Annotated in this window: 19 protein-coding genes and 1 pseudogene; 7 read left to right on the forward strand and 13 right to left on the reverse strand. The window is 59.7% G+C overall.

Translation table 11 applies throughout. The annotated features are described in order from the left end of the window. Positions 1–15: 15 nt before the first annotated feature. The 3 genes from rsmB to def form a co-directional block, all read right to left on the reverse strand. The gene (gene rsmB, locus V6L79_RS03200; protein ID WP_261740346.1) at positions 16–1,326 is read right to left on the reverse strand and encodes a 16S rRNA (cytosine(967)-C(5))-methyltransferase RsmB; all 1,311 of its coding nucleotides are present in this window, start codon (positions 1,324–1,326) and stop codon (positions 16–18) included. Further along, complete coding sequence (gene fmt / locus V6L79_RS03205; protein ID WP_261740347.1) at positions 1,323–2,282, reverse strand: methionyl-tRNA formyltransferase; 960 nt, start codon at positions 2,280–2,282, stop codon at positions 1,323–1,325. The genes rsmB and fmt overlap by 4 nt, the downstream gene beginning before the upstream one ends. A gap of 160 nt (positions 2,283–2,442) precedes the next feature. Next, positions 2,443–2,949, reverse strand: coding sequence for a peptide deformylase (def, locus tag V6L79_RS03210; RefSeq protein WP_261740348.1), 507 nt, complete (start codon positions 2,947–2,949; stop codon positions 2,443–2,445). Positions 2,950–3,330: 381 nt separating this feature from the next. Between def and dprA the strand changes: the two genes are divergently transcribed. Together dprA and V6L79_RS03220 are read left to right on the forward strand one after the other, a co-directional pair. Next, a complete protein-coding gene (gene dprA, locus V6L79_RS03215) occupies positions 3,331–4,428 on the forward strand; it encodes a DNA-processing protein DprA (protein WP_261740349.1) in 1,098 nt (365 codons plus the stop codon). Positions 4,429–4,463: 35 nt separating this feature from the next. Next, a complete protein-coding gene (locus V6L79_RS03220; protein WP_261740350.1) occupies positions 4,464–5,021 on the forward strand; it encodes an L-threonylcarbamoyladenylate synthase in 558 nt (185 codons plus the stop codon). 119 nt (positions 5,022–5,140) lie between these two features. Here V6L79_RS03220 and V6L79_RS03225 read toward each other — a convergent pair whose 3' ends face one another. Further along, entirely contained in the window at positions 5,141–6,118 is a 978-nt protein-coding gene (locus tag V6L79_RS03225; RefSeq protein WP_338579814.1) for an NADPH:quinone reductase, read from the reverse strand. Between the two features lie 162 nt (positions 6,119–6,280). Between V6L79_RS03225 and hemF the strand changes: the two genes are divergently transcribed. The 4 genes from hemF (at position 6,281) to betT (ending at position 10,743) form a co-directional block, all read left to right on the forward strand. Continuing rightward, positions 6,281–7,195: an oxygen-dependent coproporphyrinogen oxidase gene (gene hemF, locus V6L79_RS03230; RefSeq protein ID WP_338579815.1), complete on the forward strand. Its 915-nt coding sequence runs from the start codon at positions 6,281–6,283 to the stop codon at positions 7,193–7,195. A 22-nt stretch (positions 7,196–7,217) separates the two neighbouring features. Continuing rightward, complete coding sequence (gene aroE, locus V6L79_RS03235) at positions 7,218–8,039, forward strand: shikimate dehydrogenase (protein ID WP_261740353.1); 822 nt, start codon at positions 7,218–7,220, stop codon at positions 8,037–8,039. Between the two features lie 69 nt (positions 8,040–8,108). Further along, positions 8,109–8,435 (forward strand): DOPA 4,5-dioxygenase family protein, encoded by a 327-nt coding sequence (locus V6L79_RS03240; protein ID WP_261740354.1) that lies wholly within the window; start codon positions 8,109–8,111, stop codon positions 8,433–8,435. A 310-nt stretch (positions 8,436–8,745) separates the two neighbouring features. Further along, positions 8,746–10,743 (forward strand): choline transporter BetT, encoded by a 1,998-nt coding sequence (gene betT / locus V6L79_RS03245; RefSeq protein ID WP_321835175.1) that lies wholly within the window; start codon positions 8,746–8,748, stop codon positions 10,741–10,743. A gap of 193 nt (positions 10,744–10,936) precedes the next feature. Here betT and V6L79_RS03250 read toward each other — a convergent pair whose 3' ends face one another. Both V6L79_RS03250 and V6L79_RS03255 read right to left on the reverse strand, forming a co-directional pair. Beyond that, on the reverse strand, positions 10,937–11,359 hold the full coding sequence (locus tag V6L79_RS03250) for a type II toxin-antitoxin system VapC family toxin (RefSeq protein ID WP_261740355.1): 423 nt from the start codon (positions 11,357–11,359) through the stop codon (positions 10,937–10,939). Beyond that, positions 11,356–11,601, reverse strand: a complete 246-nt coding sequence (locus tag V6L79_RS03255) for a FitA-like ribbon-helix-helix domain-containing protein (protein ID WP_261740356.1) — start codon at positions 11,599–11,601, stop codon at positions 11,356–11,358. Before V6L79_RS03255 ends, V6L79_RS03250 begins: the two co-directional genes overlap by 4 nt. 490 nt (positions 11,602–12,091) lie before the next feature. On the opposite strand from V6L79_RS03255, the gene V6L79_RS03260 reads away from it, so the two are divergent. Further along, a complete protein-coding gene (locus V6L79_RS03260) occupies positions 12,092–12,349 on the forward strand; it encodes a hypothetical protein (protein WP_261740357.1) in 258 nt (85 codons plus the stop codon). Between the two features lies 1 nt (position 12,350). Here V6L79_RS03260 and V6L79_RS03265 read toward each other — a convergent pair. The 7 genes and pseudogenes from V6L79_RS03265 to V6L79_RS03295 all read right to left on the reverse strand — a co-directional run bounded on the left by V6L79_RS03265 (position 12,351) and on the right by V6L79_RS03295 (position 16,966). Beyond that, positions 12,351–12,621 (reverse strand): annotated as a pseudogene (locus tag V6L79_RS03265) (type II toxin-antitoxin system RelE/ParE family toxin). After that, positions 12,611–12,802 carry an antitoxin gene (locus V6L79_RS03270; protein WP_338579816.1) on the reverse strand — a complete coding sequence of 64 codons (192 nt, stop codon included), beginning with the start codon at positions 12,800–12,802 and terminating at the stop codon, positions 12,611–12,613. Before V6L79_RS03270 ends, V6L79_RS03265 begins: the two are co-directional and overlap by 11 nt. A gap of 149 nt (positions 12,803–12,951) precedes the next feature. Continuing rightward, a complete protein-coding gene (locus V6L79_RS03275; RefSeq protein ID WP_003444581.1) occupies positions 12,952–13,167 on the reverse strand; it encodes a molybdopterin-binding protein in 216 nt (71 codons plus the stop codon). A gap of 34 nt (positions 13,168–13,201) precedes the next feature. Continuing rightward, the gene (ssuB, locus tag V6L79_RS03280) at positions 13,202–14,008 is read right to left on the reverse strand and encodes an aliphatic sulfonates ABC transporter ATP-binding protein (protein ID WP_261740359.1); all 807 of its coding nucleotides are present in this window, start codon (positions 14,006–14,008) and stop codon (positions 13,202–13,204) included. Beyond that, complete coding sequence (gene ssuC / locus V6L79_RS03285) at positions 14,005–14,811, reverse strand: aliphatic sulfonate ABC transporter permease SsuC (RefSeq protein WP_261740360.1); 807 nt, start codon at positions 14,809–14,811, stop codon at positions 14,005–14,007. The genes ssuB and ssuC overlap by 4 nt, the downstream gene beginning before the upstream one ends. 7 nt (positions 14,812–14,818) lie before the next feature. Beyond that, entirely contained in the window at positions 14,819–15,967 is a 1,149-nt protein-coding gene (gene ssuD, locus V6L79_RS03290; RefSeq protein ID WP_261740361.1) for an FMNH2-dependent alkanesulfonate monooxygenase, read from the reverse strand. 33 nt (positions 15,968–16,000) lie between these two features. Further along, on the reverse strand, positions 16,001–16,966 hold the full coding sequence (locus V6L79_RS03295; protein ID WP_261740362.1) for a sulfonate ABC transporter substrate-binding protein: 966 nt from the start codon (positions 16,964–16,966) through the stop codon (positions 16,001–16,003). Between the last annotated feature and the right edge of the window lie 2 nt (positions 16,967–16,968).

A 16,968-nucleotide genomic window follows, 5' to 3' on the forward strand; every position in this document is an offset into this window, starting at 1 on the left:
GCAATCCCTAATCCGTTAGCCGCGAGCGGCAGCGATCTTGATCAATTTGGCGTAATAAAAGCCGTCGTGTCCGCCCTCTTGTGCCAGTAACTGGCGGCCGTGGGGCTGCTTGATGCCGAACTGCCCGGCGATATCCAGCTCCCGGGCACCCGGAGTACGGGCCAGGAACGCTTCAATCACTTCAGTATTTTCGGTCGGCAATGTCGAGCAAGTGGCGTAGAGCAAGATGCCACCCACTTCCAGGGTAGGCCACATCGCGTCCAGTAATTCGCCTTGCAGGGTGGCGAGCGCGGCAATGTCGTCCGGCTGGCGGGTCAGCTTGATGTCCGGGTGACGGCGGATAACCCCGGTTGCCGAGCAGGGTGCATCGAGCAGGATGCGCTGGAACGGCTTGCCGTCCCACCAGGTGGCGGTGTCGCGACCGTCGGCGGCAATCAGCTCGGCGCTCAGGCCCAGACGCTCAAGGTTTTCGCGTACACGCACCAGACGCTTGGCTTCCAGATCGACCGCCACCACGCCAGCCAGTGCAGGTTCTACCTCCAGAATGTGGCAAGTCTTGCCGCCTGGGGCGCAGCAGGCGTCGAGTACGCGCTGGCCCGGCGCCAGATCCAGCAAGTCGGCGGCCAGTTGCGCGGCTTCGTCCTGCACGCTGATCCAGCCTTCGGCAAAGCCCGGTAGGCTGCGAACGTCGCAGGCAGCAGCCAGTACGATACCGTCCTGGCTGAAGACGCAAGGTTGGGCTTCGATACCAGCCTCGACCAGCAATTGCAGGTACGCATCGCGGCTGTGATGACGGCGGTTAACCCGCAATATCATTGGCGGGTGTGCGTTGTTGGCCGCGCAAATAGCTTCCCATTGCTCAGGCCAAAAAGCCTTCAGGGATTTTTGCAGCCAGCGCGGGTGAGCGGTACGCACCACCGGGTCATGCTCAAGCTCCGCCAGCAAGCCTTCGCTCTCGCGCTGGGCGTTGCGCAACACGGCGTTGAGCAGGGCTTTGGCCCAAGGTTTTTTCAGCTTGTCGGCACAACCTACGGTTTCGCCGATGGCGGCGTGGGCCGGAATGCGGGTGTAGAGCAGTTGATACAAACCTACCAATAGCAGCGCTTCAACATCAGCGTCGGCGGCCTTGAATGGCTTTTGCAGCAGCTTGTTGGCCAGCGCCGACAAGCGTGGCTGCCAGCGGGCGGTACCAAACGCCAGATCCTGAGTCAGGCCGCGATCGCGCACCTCAACCTTGTCCAGTTGCAGCGGCAAGGAGCTGTTGAGCGATGCTTTGCCGTTCAACACTGCAGTCAGTGCTTTGGCAGCGGCCAGACGAGGGTTCATTGGGCGTTTTCCGTATGACCGAGGGTGATGCCGACAGCGAATTTCTCACGGCGACTGTTGAAAAAATCACTGAAGTTCAGCGCTTTGCCGCCAGGCAATTGCAGACGTGTCAGGCACAACGCGCCTTCACCGCAACCGACGATCAGACCGTCCTTGCTCGCGGCAAGAATTTGCCCCGGTGCGCCTTGGGCGTCAGCCACGGTTGCGGCCAGAACTTTCAGGGCTTCGCCATTGAGCGTGCTGTGACAGATCGGCCATGGATTGAAAGCACGGACCAGACGCTCCAGCTCAACCGCCGGGCGGCTCCAGTCGATACGTGCTTCATCCTTGTTCAATTTGTGGGCGTAGGTGGCCAGGCTGTCATCCTGCACTTCACCTTGCAGTGTGCCAGCCGCCAGCCCGGCAATGGCCTGGATCACGGCGGGTGGGCCGAGCTCGGCCAGACGGTCATGCAGACTGCCACCGGTGTCATTGGCGGTAATCGGGGTGACGGACTTGAGTAGCATCGGGCCGGTGTCCAGACCCGCCTCCATGCGCATCACGGTCACGCCGCTTTCACTGTCGCCAGCTTCGATCGCGCGCTGAATCGGCGCCGCCCCGCGCCAGCGTGGCAGCAAGGAGGCGTGGCTGTTAATGCAACCCAGACGCGGAATATCCAGCACCACTTGCGGCAGGATCAGGCCGTAGGCCACCACCACCAGCAAGTCCGGCTTGAGTGCGGCCAGCTCGGCCTGAGCTTCGGGCGCGCGAAGGGTTGGCGGCTGCATCACCGAAATATTGTGTTCCAGTGCAAGTTGTTTGACCGGGCTTGGCATCAGCTTTTGCCCGCGCCCGGCCGGACGATCCGGTTGGGTGTATACCGCGACGATCTCGTAAGGGGTGCTCAGCAACGCCTTGAGGTGTTCAGCGGCGAATTCTGGGGTGCCAGCAAAGACGATGCGCAGTGGCTCAGTCATGGGTTACTCACTTGGAATGGGATGCGCGGGGAAAAACATTTCTAATGTGGGAGCGGGCTTGCTCGCGATTCAGACAACTCGGTCTATCAGTGAGGTCGAGTTGATCCTATCGCGAGCAAGCCCGCTCCCACATAGAAGAGGCCTGTAGCCGATGGGAGGATCAAGCGTTCTGGCGGTGCAGTTTTTCCAGCTTCTTCTTGATCCGGTCGCGCTTGAGCGTAGACAGGTAATCGACAAACAGCTTGCCGTTGAGGTGGTCGCATTCATGCTGAATGCACACGGCCAGCAGGTCTTCGGCAATCATCTCGAACGGCTTGCCGTCACGGTCCAGCGCTTTGATCTTGACGCGCTGCGGGCGATCAACGTTTTCGTAGTAACCCGGCACCGAGAGGCAGCCTTCCTGATACTGGCCCATCTCGTCGCAGAGGATTTCGAACTCGGGGTTGATGAATACCATTGGTTCGCTGCGGTCTTCGCTCAGGTCCATGACCACGATGCGTTTGTGCACGTTGACCTGAGTGGCGGCCAGACCGATGCCCGGCGCCTCGTACATGGTTTCAAACATGTCATCGATCAACTGACGGACTTCGTCGTCCACAACCGCCACGGGTTTGGCGATGGTACGCAGACGCGAGTCTGGGAATTCGAGGATGTTCAAAATAGCCATAAGTTTGATTGGTGCACTGTGTGAAAGATTCAAAAACGGTTGTCAGGTGGGTCCTGTGGACTCGAGCAACCTGTGCAAAACGTCTCCTTCAGAGAGAACCCGCTCGGGCTCTGGCGTTTCACGCGAGTGAACATAATAAAGGGATTCACCCGCGGATGAAACGACTAGCTGCCGCGCTGCACGGCCGCATGTCTCAATTTGAAACCAACGTGCGCAGCCTCTCGCTAACGTTCAACTAATGTTGGGTTTCTACGGGCATTTTCAAGCATCACTCGGGTGCTCAATCCGGCCCTTGTCCGCGTTTGCTAAACAACTTGTCAACAGACTTATCCACAGCTTGTTCCTCATATCCAGATGGAATAACCGATCAAGGATGATCCCATGCCGCTGTCAGAAATATCCCCGTCAGAGCTTGAAGCCCGCTTGCGCTTGCACCGCCTGCCCGAGCTTGGGCCGCGGCGTTATTACAGCCTGTTCAGTGCCTTCGGTTCGGCCAGTTCGGCGCTCAGTGCACCTGCCAGCGCCTGGGGTGCACTGGGGCTGCCCGCCGCGTGTGCCCAGGCGCGGCGCAGCCCTGAAGTTCGCGATGGTGCAAGCGCTGCATTGCGCTGGCTTGAGGGCTCCGGGCAGCATGTGCTGCTGCATGACCAGGCCGATTACCCGGCACTTTTGAGTGAGCTGAACGATGCTCCACCGCTGTTATTTGTAGCGGGCGAGCCTGGGATTCTGGAAAAACCGCAGTTGGCGATGGTCGGTAGCCGACGTGCTTCACGGCCAGGTCTGGATACAGCCGCAGCCTTTTCCCGCAGCCTGGCCGGGGCCGGTTTTGTAATTACCAGCGGGTTGGCGTTGGGGATTGATGGTGCCGCGCACCAGGCCGCCCTGGACGTTGGAGGGCAGACGGTAGGCGTGTTGGGCACGGGTCTGCAAAAACTTTATCCACAGCGCCATCGGGCCCTGGCGGATGCGATGATTGCCAACGGTTGCGCGGTGGTTTCGGAGTTCCCCTTGGACGCCGGGCCGCTACCGGCGAACTTCCCGAGGCGTAATCGAATCATCAGCGGTTTGGCCCTCGGCGTGCTGGTGGTCGAGGCCAGTGTGGCCAGTGGCTCGCTGATCACCGCTCGCTTGGCCGCCGAGCAGGGGCGCGAGGTCTATGCCATTCCCGGTTCGATCCACCACCCTGGGGCACGTGGCTGTCATCAGTTGATCCGTGATGGCGCGACTCTGGTTGAAACCGTGGAGCACATTCTGGAAGGCCTTCGAGGCTGGCGCTCAATGCCGTTATCCACCCCTCCTTTGTTTACACCAAGCTGTCATCCATTAGTGCAATTGTTGCAGGCAGCACCTCACACCAGTGAAGCCTTGGTCAACGCCAGTGGTTGGGACCTGCCCCGATTGCTGGCAGCGTTGACCGAACTTGAACTGGCGGGGCATGTCGTGTTGGAGGGCGGGCGTTGGTTTGCCCGCGCCAGCTAAGTACACTGCGCGCAGTACATATCTGGAGACATTCAATGATCAGCACCTGGCGCGTCCAACAAGCTGCAAGAGCCATTCGCGCGGGCGCGGTGATTGCCTATCCGACTGAAGCGGTCTGGGGTTTGGGCTGCGACCCGTGGGATGAAGACGCGGTCGAGCGGTTGCTGGCGATCAAATCGCGGCCTGTGGACAAAGGCCTGATTCTGGTGGCAGACAACATTCACCAATTCGACTTTTTGTTTGAAGACTTCCCACAGGCATGGATCGACCGTATGGCCAGCACCTGGCCTGGGCCGAACACCTGGTTGGTGCCGCATCAGGGCTTGCTGCCCGACTGGATCACCGGGGTACATGACACCGTGGCGCTGCGTGTGAGCGATCATCCACTGGTGCGAGAGCTGTGCGCGTTGGTGGGGCCGATCGTATCGACTTCGGCTAACCCGGCGGGCTTGCCGGCGGCGCGCACACGCTTGAAAGTCGAGCAGTATTTCCGTGGGCAAATTGATCATGTGCTGGGCGGGAATCTGGGCGGGCGTAAAAACCCGAGCCTGATCCGCGATCTGGCGACGGGCAAGGTTGTGCGCCCGGCTTGAGCAAAACCTGTAGCCGCTGTCGTAGGCTGCGATAAGGCCCATAGGGCCTTCAAGATTGTAAAAATCTACGACCCCTTCGGGCTCGATCGCAGCCTGCGGCAGCGGCTACAAGGTTTCGATCAAGGCAACAAAATGGTCGAGCCCGTGGTGCGTCGCGCCGACAGCTCCGTGTGAGCCTTGGCCGCGTCACTCAGGGCAAAACGCTGGCTGATATCAACCTTGATAGCGCCACTGCGGATCATCGCAAACAGCTCATCAGCCATCGCCTGCAGGTTTTCGGCGTCATTGGCGTAGCTGGCCAACGTCGGCCGGGTCACGTACAGCGAACCCTTCTGCGACAAGATCCCCAGGTTCACACCGGTCACCGCCCCTGACGCATTGCCAAAGCTGACCATCAAGCCGCGAGGTGCCACGCAATCCAGCGAGGTCAGCCAAGTGTCTTTGCCGACACCGTCGTAGACCACCGGGCACTTCTTGCCGTCGGTCAATTCCAGCACCCGCTTGGCGACATCTTCGTGGCTGTAGTTGATGGTTTCCCACGCGCCCAGCGCTTTGGCGAGAGCAGCTTTTTCGTCCGAGCTGACCGTACCGATCAGCTTCACACCCAGCGCTTTTGCCCATTGGCAGGCAATCGAACCGACGCCACCTGCTGCCGCGTGAAACAGGATGGTTTCGCCGGCTTTGAGTTCATACGTCTGACGCAGCAAGTACTGGGTGGTAAGCCCCTTGAGCATCACGGCAGCGGCATGCTCGAACGAAATGTCGTCGGGCAGCTTCACCACATTGGCGGCAGGCAACACATGCAGCTCGCTGTACGCACCCAGCGGGCCGGTGCCGTAAGCCACGCGGTCGCCGACTTTCAGATTGCGCACTTCACTGCCCACCGCATCGACAATACCTGCCCCTTCGTTGCCCAGCCCGGATGGCAGCTCAGGCAGCGGGTACAAGCCGCCACGGTAATAGGTATCGATGAAGTTCAGGCCGATAGCCTGGTTGCGTACCCGCACTTGCTGAGGGCCCGGTTCGGCGGGTTGGAAGTCAACATACTCAAGCACTTCCGGGCCGCCGTGGGCCCGAAACTGGATACGCTTAGCCATCTGCACTTTCCTTGCTGATTTGACGAAGCCACTATCCAACGCTTAAGCGTGATCTTCGTCAACAGCGATGAAGCAGGGTGCAGTGTTATGCTAGCGGCCCTTTGCCGCCGGCCCCGCTCAGAACGAAGTGCCGCGTCGCTTTGCCCGATTTAAGGTGATGTCATGACTACTCGCACCGAGGCTGTAAAAGCCTACCTGCTCGACCTTCAAGACCGCATTTGCAACGCACTGCAAACTGAAGACGGCGGCACGCAATTCGTCGAAGACGCTTGGCAACGCCCGGCGGGCGGTGGCGGTCGTACCCGTGTGATTGAAAACGGCCACGTGATTGAGAAAGGCGGCGTCAATTTTTCTCACGTGTTTGGCAGCGGCTTGCCGCCGTCCGCCAGTGCCCATCGCCCGGAACTGGCGGGCCGTGGTTTTGAAGCCTTGGGCGTGTCGCTGGTGATTCACCCGCACAACCCCCATGTGCCAACATCCCACGCCAACGTGCGGTTTTTCATCGCGGAAAAAGAAGGCGAAGAGCCGGTCTGGTGGTTCGGTGGCGGTTTTGACCTCACCCCGTACTACGCCGTCGAAGAAGACTGCGTGCACTGGCACCGCGTGGCCGAGCAGGCGTGCGCGCCGTTCGGTGCCGATGTATACCCGCGCTACAAGGCCTGGTGCGACACCTACTTCCACATCAAGCACCGCAACGAGCCCCGTGGTATCGGCGGCCTGTTCTTCGATGACCTGAACGAGTGGGATTTCGACACCTGTTTCGCCTTTATTCGTGCCATTGGCGACGCCTATATCGACGCCTACCTGCCGATCGTCCAGCGCCGTAAAAACGACGAATACACCGCCCAACAGCGTGAATTCCAGGAGTTCCGCCGTGGCCGCTACGTTGAATTCAACCTGGTCTATGACCGTGGCACCTTATTTGGTTTGCAATCGGGCGGACGCACCGAGTCGATCCTGATGTCGCTGCCACCCCAGGTGCGCTGGGGCTACGATTGGAAAGCTGAGCCGGGTAGCCCGGAAGCGCGTCTTACCGAGTACTTCCTGCAAGACCGCGACTGGTTAGCCAGCGCCTGATATTGCCCGAGGAGTTTGCCTGATGGACCGTTACGTCGTTTTTGGTAACCCGATTGCCCACAGCAAATCCCCGGTACTGCATCGCCTGTTTGCCGAGCAAACAGGCCAGGTCATGCAGTACGACACGTTGCTTGCGCCGCTGGATGATTTTGCAGGCTGTGCGAGGGCGTTCTTTCTAGAGGGCTGCGGTGCCAACGTCACCGTGCCGTTCAAGGAAGAGGCATACCGTTTGGCGGCCCAGTTGACTCCCCGGGCGCAACGCGCAGGCGCGGTCAACACGCTAAGCAAACAGGCCGATGGCAGCCTGCTCGGGGATAACACTGACGGCGCCGGTTTGGTGCGCGATCTCACGGTCAATGCCGGCTTCAGCCTTCAGGGCAAACGCATTCTGATCCTGGGCGCGGGCGGAGCGGTACGCGGCGCATTGGAGCCGATCCTGGCCGAAGGCCCGGCTTCAGTGACCATCGCCAATCGCACGGTGGAAAAAGCCGAAGTGCTGGCCGAACTGTTCAGCGACCTGGGGCCTGTGGCCGCCAGTGGTTTTGACTGGCTGCGTGAGCCGGTCGACGTGATCATCAATGCCACCTCCGCCAGCCTCTCGGGTGAAGTCCCACCGATTGCCAGCAGCCTGATCGAGCCGGGCAAAACCCTGTGCTACGACATGATGTACGGCAAGGAGCCAACACCGTTTTGCCTCTGGGCCAGCGCGCATGGCGCGGGCCAGGTGATGGATGGCTTGGGGATGTTGGCCGAACAGGCAGGCGAAGCGTTCTACCTATGGCGCGGCGTGCGCCCGGACACGGCCCCGGCGTTGGCTGAGTTGCGCCGGTTGCTGGCGCTGTAAAGCCAACCCTCACCCCAGCCCTCTCCCTGAGGAAGAGGGTTGGGGTGAGGGGCTTTAAACGAGGTACTTATGCAACGAATCAACGGCTATCACGCCCATCTCTATTTTGATGCGACCACCATCGACCAGGCCCGCGCCTTGGCCGAAGAAGGCACGCGTCTGTTCAACCTGCAAATGGGCCGCGTCCACGAGCGCCCGGTCGGCCCGCACCCGGACTGGAGCTGCCAACTGGCCTTCGGTCCCGAATTGATCGGCGCGGTCCTGCCGTGGCTGGCGCTCAATCGGCGCGGGCTGGTGGTGTTTTTGCACCCCGATACCGGCAACGACCTGCTGGATCACACCGAGCATGCGATCTGGATGGGCGCTATTCGGCCGTTGGACTTGTCTGTTTTTTGATCAATCGAGAACGGGATTGAATTTTTTTCGGCCCCCGAAAAGTCTGTTGTTTTCAACTGCAAGCAATCCCCTGATAGCCCCACGCTATAACGGCTGAACGTTGATCATGGCCATGTGTCATACCTTGCCATGAGCTAACGTATCAGACGTGCAGCCGTGGGCAGCGATTAGTGCTGAAAGGCCATCCATGTTTAACTTGAATGCTCGTTCAAGTTAAACCGGTGGTCCGCTGCCCGCTCACAACAGGAGGCTAACCCTTGCCGAATCCGCTCTTTTTGATCCCGTTTTACCTTTATAAGGTGCACATCCAATGAGTGTACCGATCACGTCCGAGACGTCCCAGATCCGCATGAACCCGCCGGTTTTCTACTTTGCCGCCGCGTTTATCCTGATCTTTGGCCTGGTAGTAATTGCCATGCCACAAGCCGCCGGTGAATGGTTGCTGGCTGCACAAAACTGGGCGGCCAACACGGTCGGCTGGTACTACATGTTAGCGATGACCCTGTATCTGATCTTTGTGATCGTCACCGCCTTGTCCGGTTACGGCAAGATCAAGCTCGGTGCCGACCACGACGAACCCGAGTTCAGTTACCTGTCCTGGGCGGGCATGTTGTTCGCCGCCGGGATCAGCATCACGCTATTTTTCTTCTGTGTGTCCGAACCCCTGACCCATATGCTCGCCCCGCCTCAAGGCCCGGCCGGTACGTCAGAGGCTGCACGCCAGGGCATGCAGTTGCTGTTCCTGCACTGGGGCCTGCATGGCTGGGGCGTGTTCGCCTTTGTCGGCATGGCGCTGGCCTACTTCGCCTATCGTCACAACCTGCCGCTGGCGCTGCGTTCGGCGCTGTACCCGCTGATCGGTAAACGCATCAACGGGCCAATCGGCTATGCGGTGGATGGCTTCGGTATCATCGCCACCGTGTTTGGTCTGGGCGCCGACATGGGGTTTGGGGTGTTGCACCTCAACTCCGGCCTCGATTATCTGTTCGGTTTGCCGCACACCCAATGGGTGCAGGTGGGTCTGATCACGCTGATGATGGGCGCGGCGATTCTGGTGGCCATTGCCGGCGTCGATAAAGGCGTGCGTGTGATGTCCGACATCAACATGCTGCTGGCCTGTGCGCTGCTGCTGTTTGTGTTGTTCGCAGGGCCTACCCAACATTTGCTGAACACGCTGGTGCAGAACATCGGTGACTATTTGGGCGCGTTGCCGACCAAGAGTTTCGACGTGTATGCCTACGACAAGCCAAGCGATTGGCTGGGCGGCTGGACCGTGTTCTATTGGGCCTGGTGGATCGCATGGTCGCCGTTTGTGGGCCTGTTTATTGCGCGTATTTCCCGTGGCCGTACCATCCGCGAATTCGTGTTTGGCGTGCTGCTGATTCCGCTGGGCTTCACCCTCGCGTGGATGTCGATTTTTGGCAACAGCGCCATCGATCAAGTGCTCAACCACGGCATGGTTGCCCTAGGTCAGTCGGCCATCGACGACCCGTCGCGCACGTTGTACCTGCTGCTTGAGACCTACCCGTGGAGCCGAACCGTGATTGCGGTGACGGTGTTTATCAGCTTCGTGTTCTTCGTGACCTCGGCCGACTCCGGCACCGTGGTGTTGTCCACTCTTTCGGCGCGAGGCAATAACGCCGACGAAGACGGCCCCAAGTGGCTGCGGGTGTTCTGGGGCGCGATGACCGCGCTGGTCACCAGTGCGTTGTTGTTCTCGGGCAGTATCGATGCGCTCAAGTCAGCGGTGGTGCTGACCTCGCTGCCGTTCTCGCTGATTTTGCTGCTGATGATGTGGGGCCTGCACAAGGCGTTCTACCTGGAGTCGCAGAAGCAAATCGCGCAGATGCACTCCCTGGCGCCGGTTTCGCACTCGCGTCGTGGCGGCTGGCGTCAGCGCTTGAGCCAGGCCGTGCACTTCCCGTCGCGTGACGAGGTGTACCGTTTTATGGACACCACCGTGCGTCCGGCGATTGAAGAAGTGAGCGCGGTGTTCCTGGAGAAAGGCCTTAACGTCGTCACCCAACCGGACCCGGCCAACGACAACGTGAGCCTGGAAATCGGTCACGGCGAAGAGCACCCGTTTATCTATCAGGTGCAGATGCGTGGCTATTTCACGCCGTCCTTTGCCCGTGGTGGTTTTGGCAAAAAAGAGCAACTGCGTAACCGCCGTTACTACCGTGCTGAAGTGCATTTGGCTGAAGGCAGCCAGGACTACGACCTGACTGGCTACACCAAAGAGCAAATCATCAACGACATCCTCGACCAGTACGAACGCCATATGCAGTTTTTGCATTTGGTGCGGTGATTGGGTTGGCCCGCCCGCAATGGGCGGGCCACGGTTGTTGTTGAAACTTCTGTAGCCGCTGACGAGCGGAGCGAGGCTGCGATCGAGTGCGAAGCGCTCGCGAAACCTGAGCTATCGATTGATCTGACACAACGCGACGTTTCTTTTTACGAGCGCTACGCACTCGATCGCAGCCTTCGTTCCTCGGCAGCGGCTACAGAAATAGCCACGGGTTGATGAGGTGCACCTTCCCGTGGGCAACATCTTTCAGATTGCGTGTGGCGAGGCTGGCGTTGTGTAACAGGCAAATCGCAGCTATTTGCGCATCCGCCAAACTGACAGGCTTGCCCTTGGCTTCACTGCTTGCAACCCATTGCGCATAGCGTGAGGCAGCATGTGCATCGAACGGTAAAACCCGGTCAGCAAAATCTTCGGTGAACATCGCCAGGGCCATGTCATGCAAATGCTCTTTGCGTTTGCTAGTGGGCAATCGGGCGATGCCGTGAAGGATCTCGGCCATCGTAATGGCACTGATAAATAAACCCTCGGCACTTTGTGCATCCATCCATGCCATCACGGCAGCGTTTGGCTGCGCACGCATCAGTTCAGAAAGCACGTTGGTGTCGAGAATTATCATTCGTCGAAGTCCACCGTGCGGGCGCGCTCCTCTCTGCTGGGCAAGTCCAGCTCAACACCACCAGCATCCGCAAAACGTGCATGAATGCGGCTTGCCAGGCCCTGATTTTGCGTGGGGGCCTTGAGTGCACGGCGCAATATCAACCGCACCTCTTCTTCCATCGAATGACCGTTGAGGGCAGCCTCAATGCGCAAACGTTCTTTAACCTGATCGTCCAGGTTTCGAATGGTAATACTGGCCATGTGCACCTCGTGCAATCAATGAAATCATTGGGATCATAAGAGGGTTTGAAAGCAGTCGTCAGTGAGCGCCGATCAACGGCGCCTCCGTGGGAGCGAGCCTGCTCGCGATGCTCTTGGGGCCTTCGCGAGCAGGCTCGCTCCCACAGTATGTGAACAGTTTTACGCGTCTACAGACCTTTCGCGCACTTGTGTGGGATCGGGCTTTAGCGCTTTTGACCCCATTGTCGTGCTCCAAGCGGGCTGCCTATAGTCCGCCCCGTCGCTGAATAATCAGCGTTCAGGCGTGCAAGCCTGATTCCTACCAATATCAACTTTTCATTTCGCTTGTTAGGCTCTGCGCCTGCAATCAGCGTTATGGCGGTTGTGCGCGGGAGACCTTCGGGTCTGCCGGGTGGGTAGGTAACCGGTCTTGCACACCCGCGCACAGCTGCCACCCTCTTTCTGCGTGCAAGCTGATTGAAGTGGCTCCTTTTCTTTAGGAGTTTCAACCATGACGCCTTACCTGCCTCAAACCGACAACCCTGTCGGCTCAAACGTCTTGTTAATCGATACCCGCGCCTCTGTGGCTGACCTGCTGGCGTGTGCCGAGCAGCGTTTTCAGGCGGCCAAGAACCTGCTGCGCTGTTTGTCGCTGATGAGCGGCCACAGCCATGACCCCCATGACATGAGCGCGGTATGTGAAGCCTCGTCGTTGCTGTTGCAGCAAGGGTGCGATGTGTTGGGGGTGCTGGCGCTGCGAGAAGGGTGAGTCAGGGATATTGCCGCCTGGCATGAAGCACGGTCAGTATTTCGATCACGATCCGTGACTCGATAAACCACCAGGTAGTTGGGATGGACAACAATTTCCCGAGTACCTGGGACTCGGCCAAACCGGTAGAGGTAGGGATGTTGAGGCAAGGCTGAGGTTGCGGCTTGAATGTTTTGGTAAAGCTCGCTGGCCGCCACAATATTGCGATCGCCGATGTAGTCAAGAATCTCGCCGAGTTGAGCCCGCGCAAGGGGCCGCCACTCAACCAGCATCGCGCTCTTTGCGTTTTGACTCGATCAGGGCATGCATGTGCGCCATCACCTGATCGTGCGGGATGCCGGGTCTCGGGTCATCAAGGGCAGCCTGTACCTTGGCGCGAAACCAGTGGTCATAGCTGGCGGCCTGCTCTTCGGTTTCGAACTCGGAAACGATAGGGGAAAGGTGGGCGCTCATGGAGACCTCCTGTGTAGATGCCTGTGAGGCTAATCTGTCCACCGCTTACTGTCCTTGCAACCACGACGAAGGGCATTTCAAGTAACAATTTTCAGGCACAAAAAAACCCGAAGGGCTTTCACCGTTCGGGGTTGTGGATCGCCCATGATTTACAACTTGGCGATGGACACTTCGGTGGATTTTACGAAGGCGATCACTTCGCTGCCGACCACCAGTTCCAGCTCTTTTACCGAGCGGGTGGTGATGACGGAGGTGACGATGCCCGATGCGGTTTGTACGTCGATTTCCGACAGTACGTCGCCCAGCACGATTTCCTTGATGTGGCCTTTGAACTGGTTGCGAACGTTGATGGCTTTAATGGTCATGGTGTCGATTCCTGTCTTGGGATAGAAAGTAGGTTTATTGCGCCCAGCGCAGTTGCGTGGGCAGCGGTGCTACGGGTTCCGGCTCCGGTGGCGAGCCAGGCAATGCAAGTACACGGTTCAGTACTTCGGTTTCCAGTGCCGCCAGGCGGTGCGAGCCGCGTGCCCGTGGGCGTTGCAGGTCGACCGTGAGGTCCAGCCCCACCTGGCCTTCTTCAATCAGAATCACTCGGTCGGCTATCGCGACGGCTTCGCTGACGTCGTGGGTCACCAACAACACCGTGAAGCCATGCTGGCGCCACAGGCGCTCGATCAGTTGCTGCATCTCGATACGGGTCAGGGCATCCAGTGCGCCCAGCGGCTCGTCCAGCAGCAGCAAACGGGGTTGATGGATCAGGGCGCGGGCCAGGGCCACACGCTGCTTTTGCCCACCCGAGAGTGCTGCAGGCCATTCATTGGCGCGTTCGGCCAGGCCGACTTCTTCCAGTGCTTTAAGCGCTTTGGGGCGCCAGTCGCCTTTAAGACCGAGGCCCACGTTGTCGATGACTTTTTTCCAAGGCAGCAGGCGCGCTTCCTGAAACATCAGCCGGGTATCTTCGCGAGCCGCTTGCAGCGGCGCGCTACCGGCCAGTAATTGGCCTGCGGTGGGTTGATCGAGCCCGGCCAGCAGGCGCATCAGGGTGCTTTTACCGCAACCGCTGCGACCCACGATGGCGACGAATTGCCCCGCCGGAATGTGCAGGTTGATGTCACGCAGGACCAGGCGCTCGCCGAAGGCTTTTTGCAGACCGTTGATGGCCAGCGGTATGCCCTGGCGCAAACGTGGGGGTTGTTGAGCTGTCATGCTGCACCGCCTTTAACCACTTGATACGCCGGGTGCCAGCGCAACCAGATGCGCTCCAAACCCCGGGCCGCGGTGTCGGCCAATTTGCCGAGCACTGCGTACAAAACAATCGCCAGCACGACCACGTCGGTTTGCAAAAACTCCCGGGCGTTCATCGCCAGGTAGCCAATGCCGGAGCTGGCGGAGATGGTTTCGGCCACGATCAACGTCAACCACATAAAGCCCAGGGCAAAACGCACGCCCACCAGAATCGAAGGCAACGCGCCCGGCAAGATCACCTGCCAGAACAGACTGAAGCCGGACAGGCCATAGTTGCGCGCCATTTCTACCAGCGCCGGGTCAACGTTGCGGATGCCGTGGTAAGTGTTGAGGTAGATCGGAAATAAAGTCCCCAGCGCCACCAGAAAAATCTTTGCCGACTCATCGATGCCGAACCACAGGATGACCAGCGGAATCAGCGCCAGGTGCGGGATGTTGCGGATCATTTGCACCGAGCTGTCGAGCAGGCGTTCGCCCCATTTTGACAGGCCGGTGATAAAGCCCAGCACCAGGCCAATGCTGGCGCCGATAGCAAAGCCCAACCCGGCGCGCCAGCCACTGATGGCCAGGTGTTTCCAGATTTCGCCACTGCGTACCAGCTCGACTCCGGCCGCGATCACGGCGCTGGGCGCGGGCAGGATGCGTGTGGACAACCAGCCCGCCGACACGGACAGCTGCCACACCGCCAGCAACAACACAGGCAAGGCCCAGGGCGCCAGGGTGTGACCGATTTTATTGAGGCCCAAGGCCTTGCCTGAACTCATGGCGACCTCAGCTCTGCGACGCAGCTTTAGGGAGAATGTCACTGGCGACCATTTCGCCAAACGGGCTCACGTATCCAGCCCCTTTTGGCAGTTCCGGGCGCTCGATATCTAGATGCGGGAACAGCAGCTCAGCCACCCGGTACGACTCTTCCAGGTGCGGATAGCCCGAGAAAATAAACGTATCGATGCCCAGGTCGGCGTATTCCTGAACCCGTGCTGCCACGGTTGGGCCGTCACCGACCAGTGCTGTACCCGCGCCGCCGCGCACCAGGCCCACGCCCGCCCAGAGGTTGGGGCTGACTTCGAGGTTGTCGCGGCTACCGCCGTGCAGCGCGGCCATGCGTTGTTGGCCTACCGAGTCAAAGCGCGACAGAGAGGCTTGAGCGCGGGCGATGGTGTCTTCGTCCAGATGCGAGATCAGTTTGTCGGCGGCTTTCCATGCCTCTTCGTTGGTTTCACGCACGATCACGTGCAAGCGAATGCCGAAGCGCACAGTACGGCCCAGCTTGGCGGCCTTGGCCCGTACCTGTTCGATTTTTTCGGCAACGGCGGCCGGTGGCTCGCCCCAGGTCAACACCATTTCAACTTGTTCGGCAGCCAGGTCCTGCGCCGCTTCCGAGGAGCCGCCGAAGTACAGCGGCGGACGCGGTTGCTGGATCGGCGGGTAGAGCAATTTTGCGCCTTTGACGGTGATGTGCTTGCCGTCGTAGTCCACGGTTTCGCCTTCGAGCACCCGGCGCCAGATGCGGGTGAATTCCACCGAGGCTTCATAACGCTCTTCGTGACTGAGGAACAAGCCATCACCGGCCAGCTCTTCCGGATCGCCACCGGTCACCAGGTTGAACAGCGCGCGGCCACCGGACAGGCGGTCCAGGGTTGCGGCCTGACGCGCCGCAACAGTTGGCGAAACAATGCCTGGGCGCAGGGCCACCAGAAATTTCAGACGCTGGGTCACGGGGATCAACGCTGCCGCCACCAGCCACGAGTCTTCGCATGAACGTCCGGTCGGGATCAGCACCCCGCCAAAGCCCAGACGGTCAGCCGCTTGTGCTACTTGTTGCAGGTAGCCGTAATCAACAGCGCGGGCGCCTTCGGAGGTGCCAAGGTAATGGCCATCACCGTGGGTAGGCAGGAACCAGAAAATATTGAGGCTCATGGAGTGGTCTCCTAAATGTGGGGGCAGCAAGCGTTAGTTGGCTTTGGCCACAGCGGCCGGTGGCGTCCAGATCACGTCTTTGATCACCAATGGCTTGGGGATCAACTTGAGCTGGTGGAAGGTGTCAGCGATTTTTTGCTGTGCGTTGACCACTTCCGGGGTCAGGAACTGCGCGCCGTAGCCCTGGCGCTTGACCGCTGTAAAGGTAATTTCAGGAGACAGGCCCAGCAGCGGTGCAACTTGTTGCGTCACCTCTTCAGGGTGAGCTTTGGCCCATTCGCCAATATTGCGCACTTCATCGACCAGGGTTTCGATCACCTTGGGATGCTGTTCGGCGTAAGGCTTGGTGGCCAGGTAGAACTGGTGGTTGTCAGCGATACCGGTGGCGTCACGTAGGGTGCGCGCTTGCAGCTGTTGTTCGGCAGCGGCCTGGTACGGGTCCCAGATCACCCAAGCGTCGACACTGCCGCGCTCGAAAGCGGCGCGGGCGTCGGCAGGCGGCAGGAATACAGTCTGGATGTCGGTGTATTTAAGGCCAGCGTCTTCAAGGGCGCGCACCAGCAGGTAGTGAACGTTGGAGCCTTTGTTGAGGACGACTTTTTTGCCTTTGAGGTCTTGCACCGATTTGATCGGTGAATCCTTGGGCACCAGGATCGCTTCGCTGGTAGGCGCTGGTGGCTCGAAGGCGACGTAGAGCAGATCGGCGCCAGCAGCTTGGGCGAAGACGGGCGGGGTTTCGCCGGTCACGCCGAAGTCGATAGAGCCCACGTTCAGGCCTTCAAGCAGTTGCGGGCCGCCGGGGAATTCGGTCCATTGCACGTCGACGCCCTGCTCTGCCAGGCGCTTTTCCAGCGTGCCTTTGGCCTTGAGCAGCATCAGCGTGCCGTACTTCTGGTAACCGATGCGCAGGGCATCGGCTTGAGCTTGGGTAACCGCGCCAAAGGACACAGCCGCAGCAAACAGTGCGACCAGACCACGACGCAAAATGACAGGGCGCATGG

It is taken from the genome of Pseudomonas sp. ML2-2023-6, assembly GCF_037055265.1.
GTDB classification, from domain to species: Bacteria; Pseudomonadota; Gammaproteobacteria; order Pseudomonadales; family Pseudomonadaceae; genus Aquipseudomonas; species Aquipseudomonas kulmbachensis.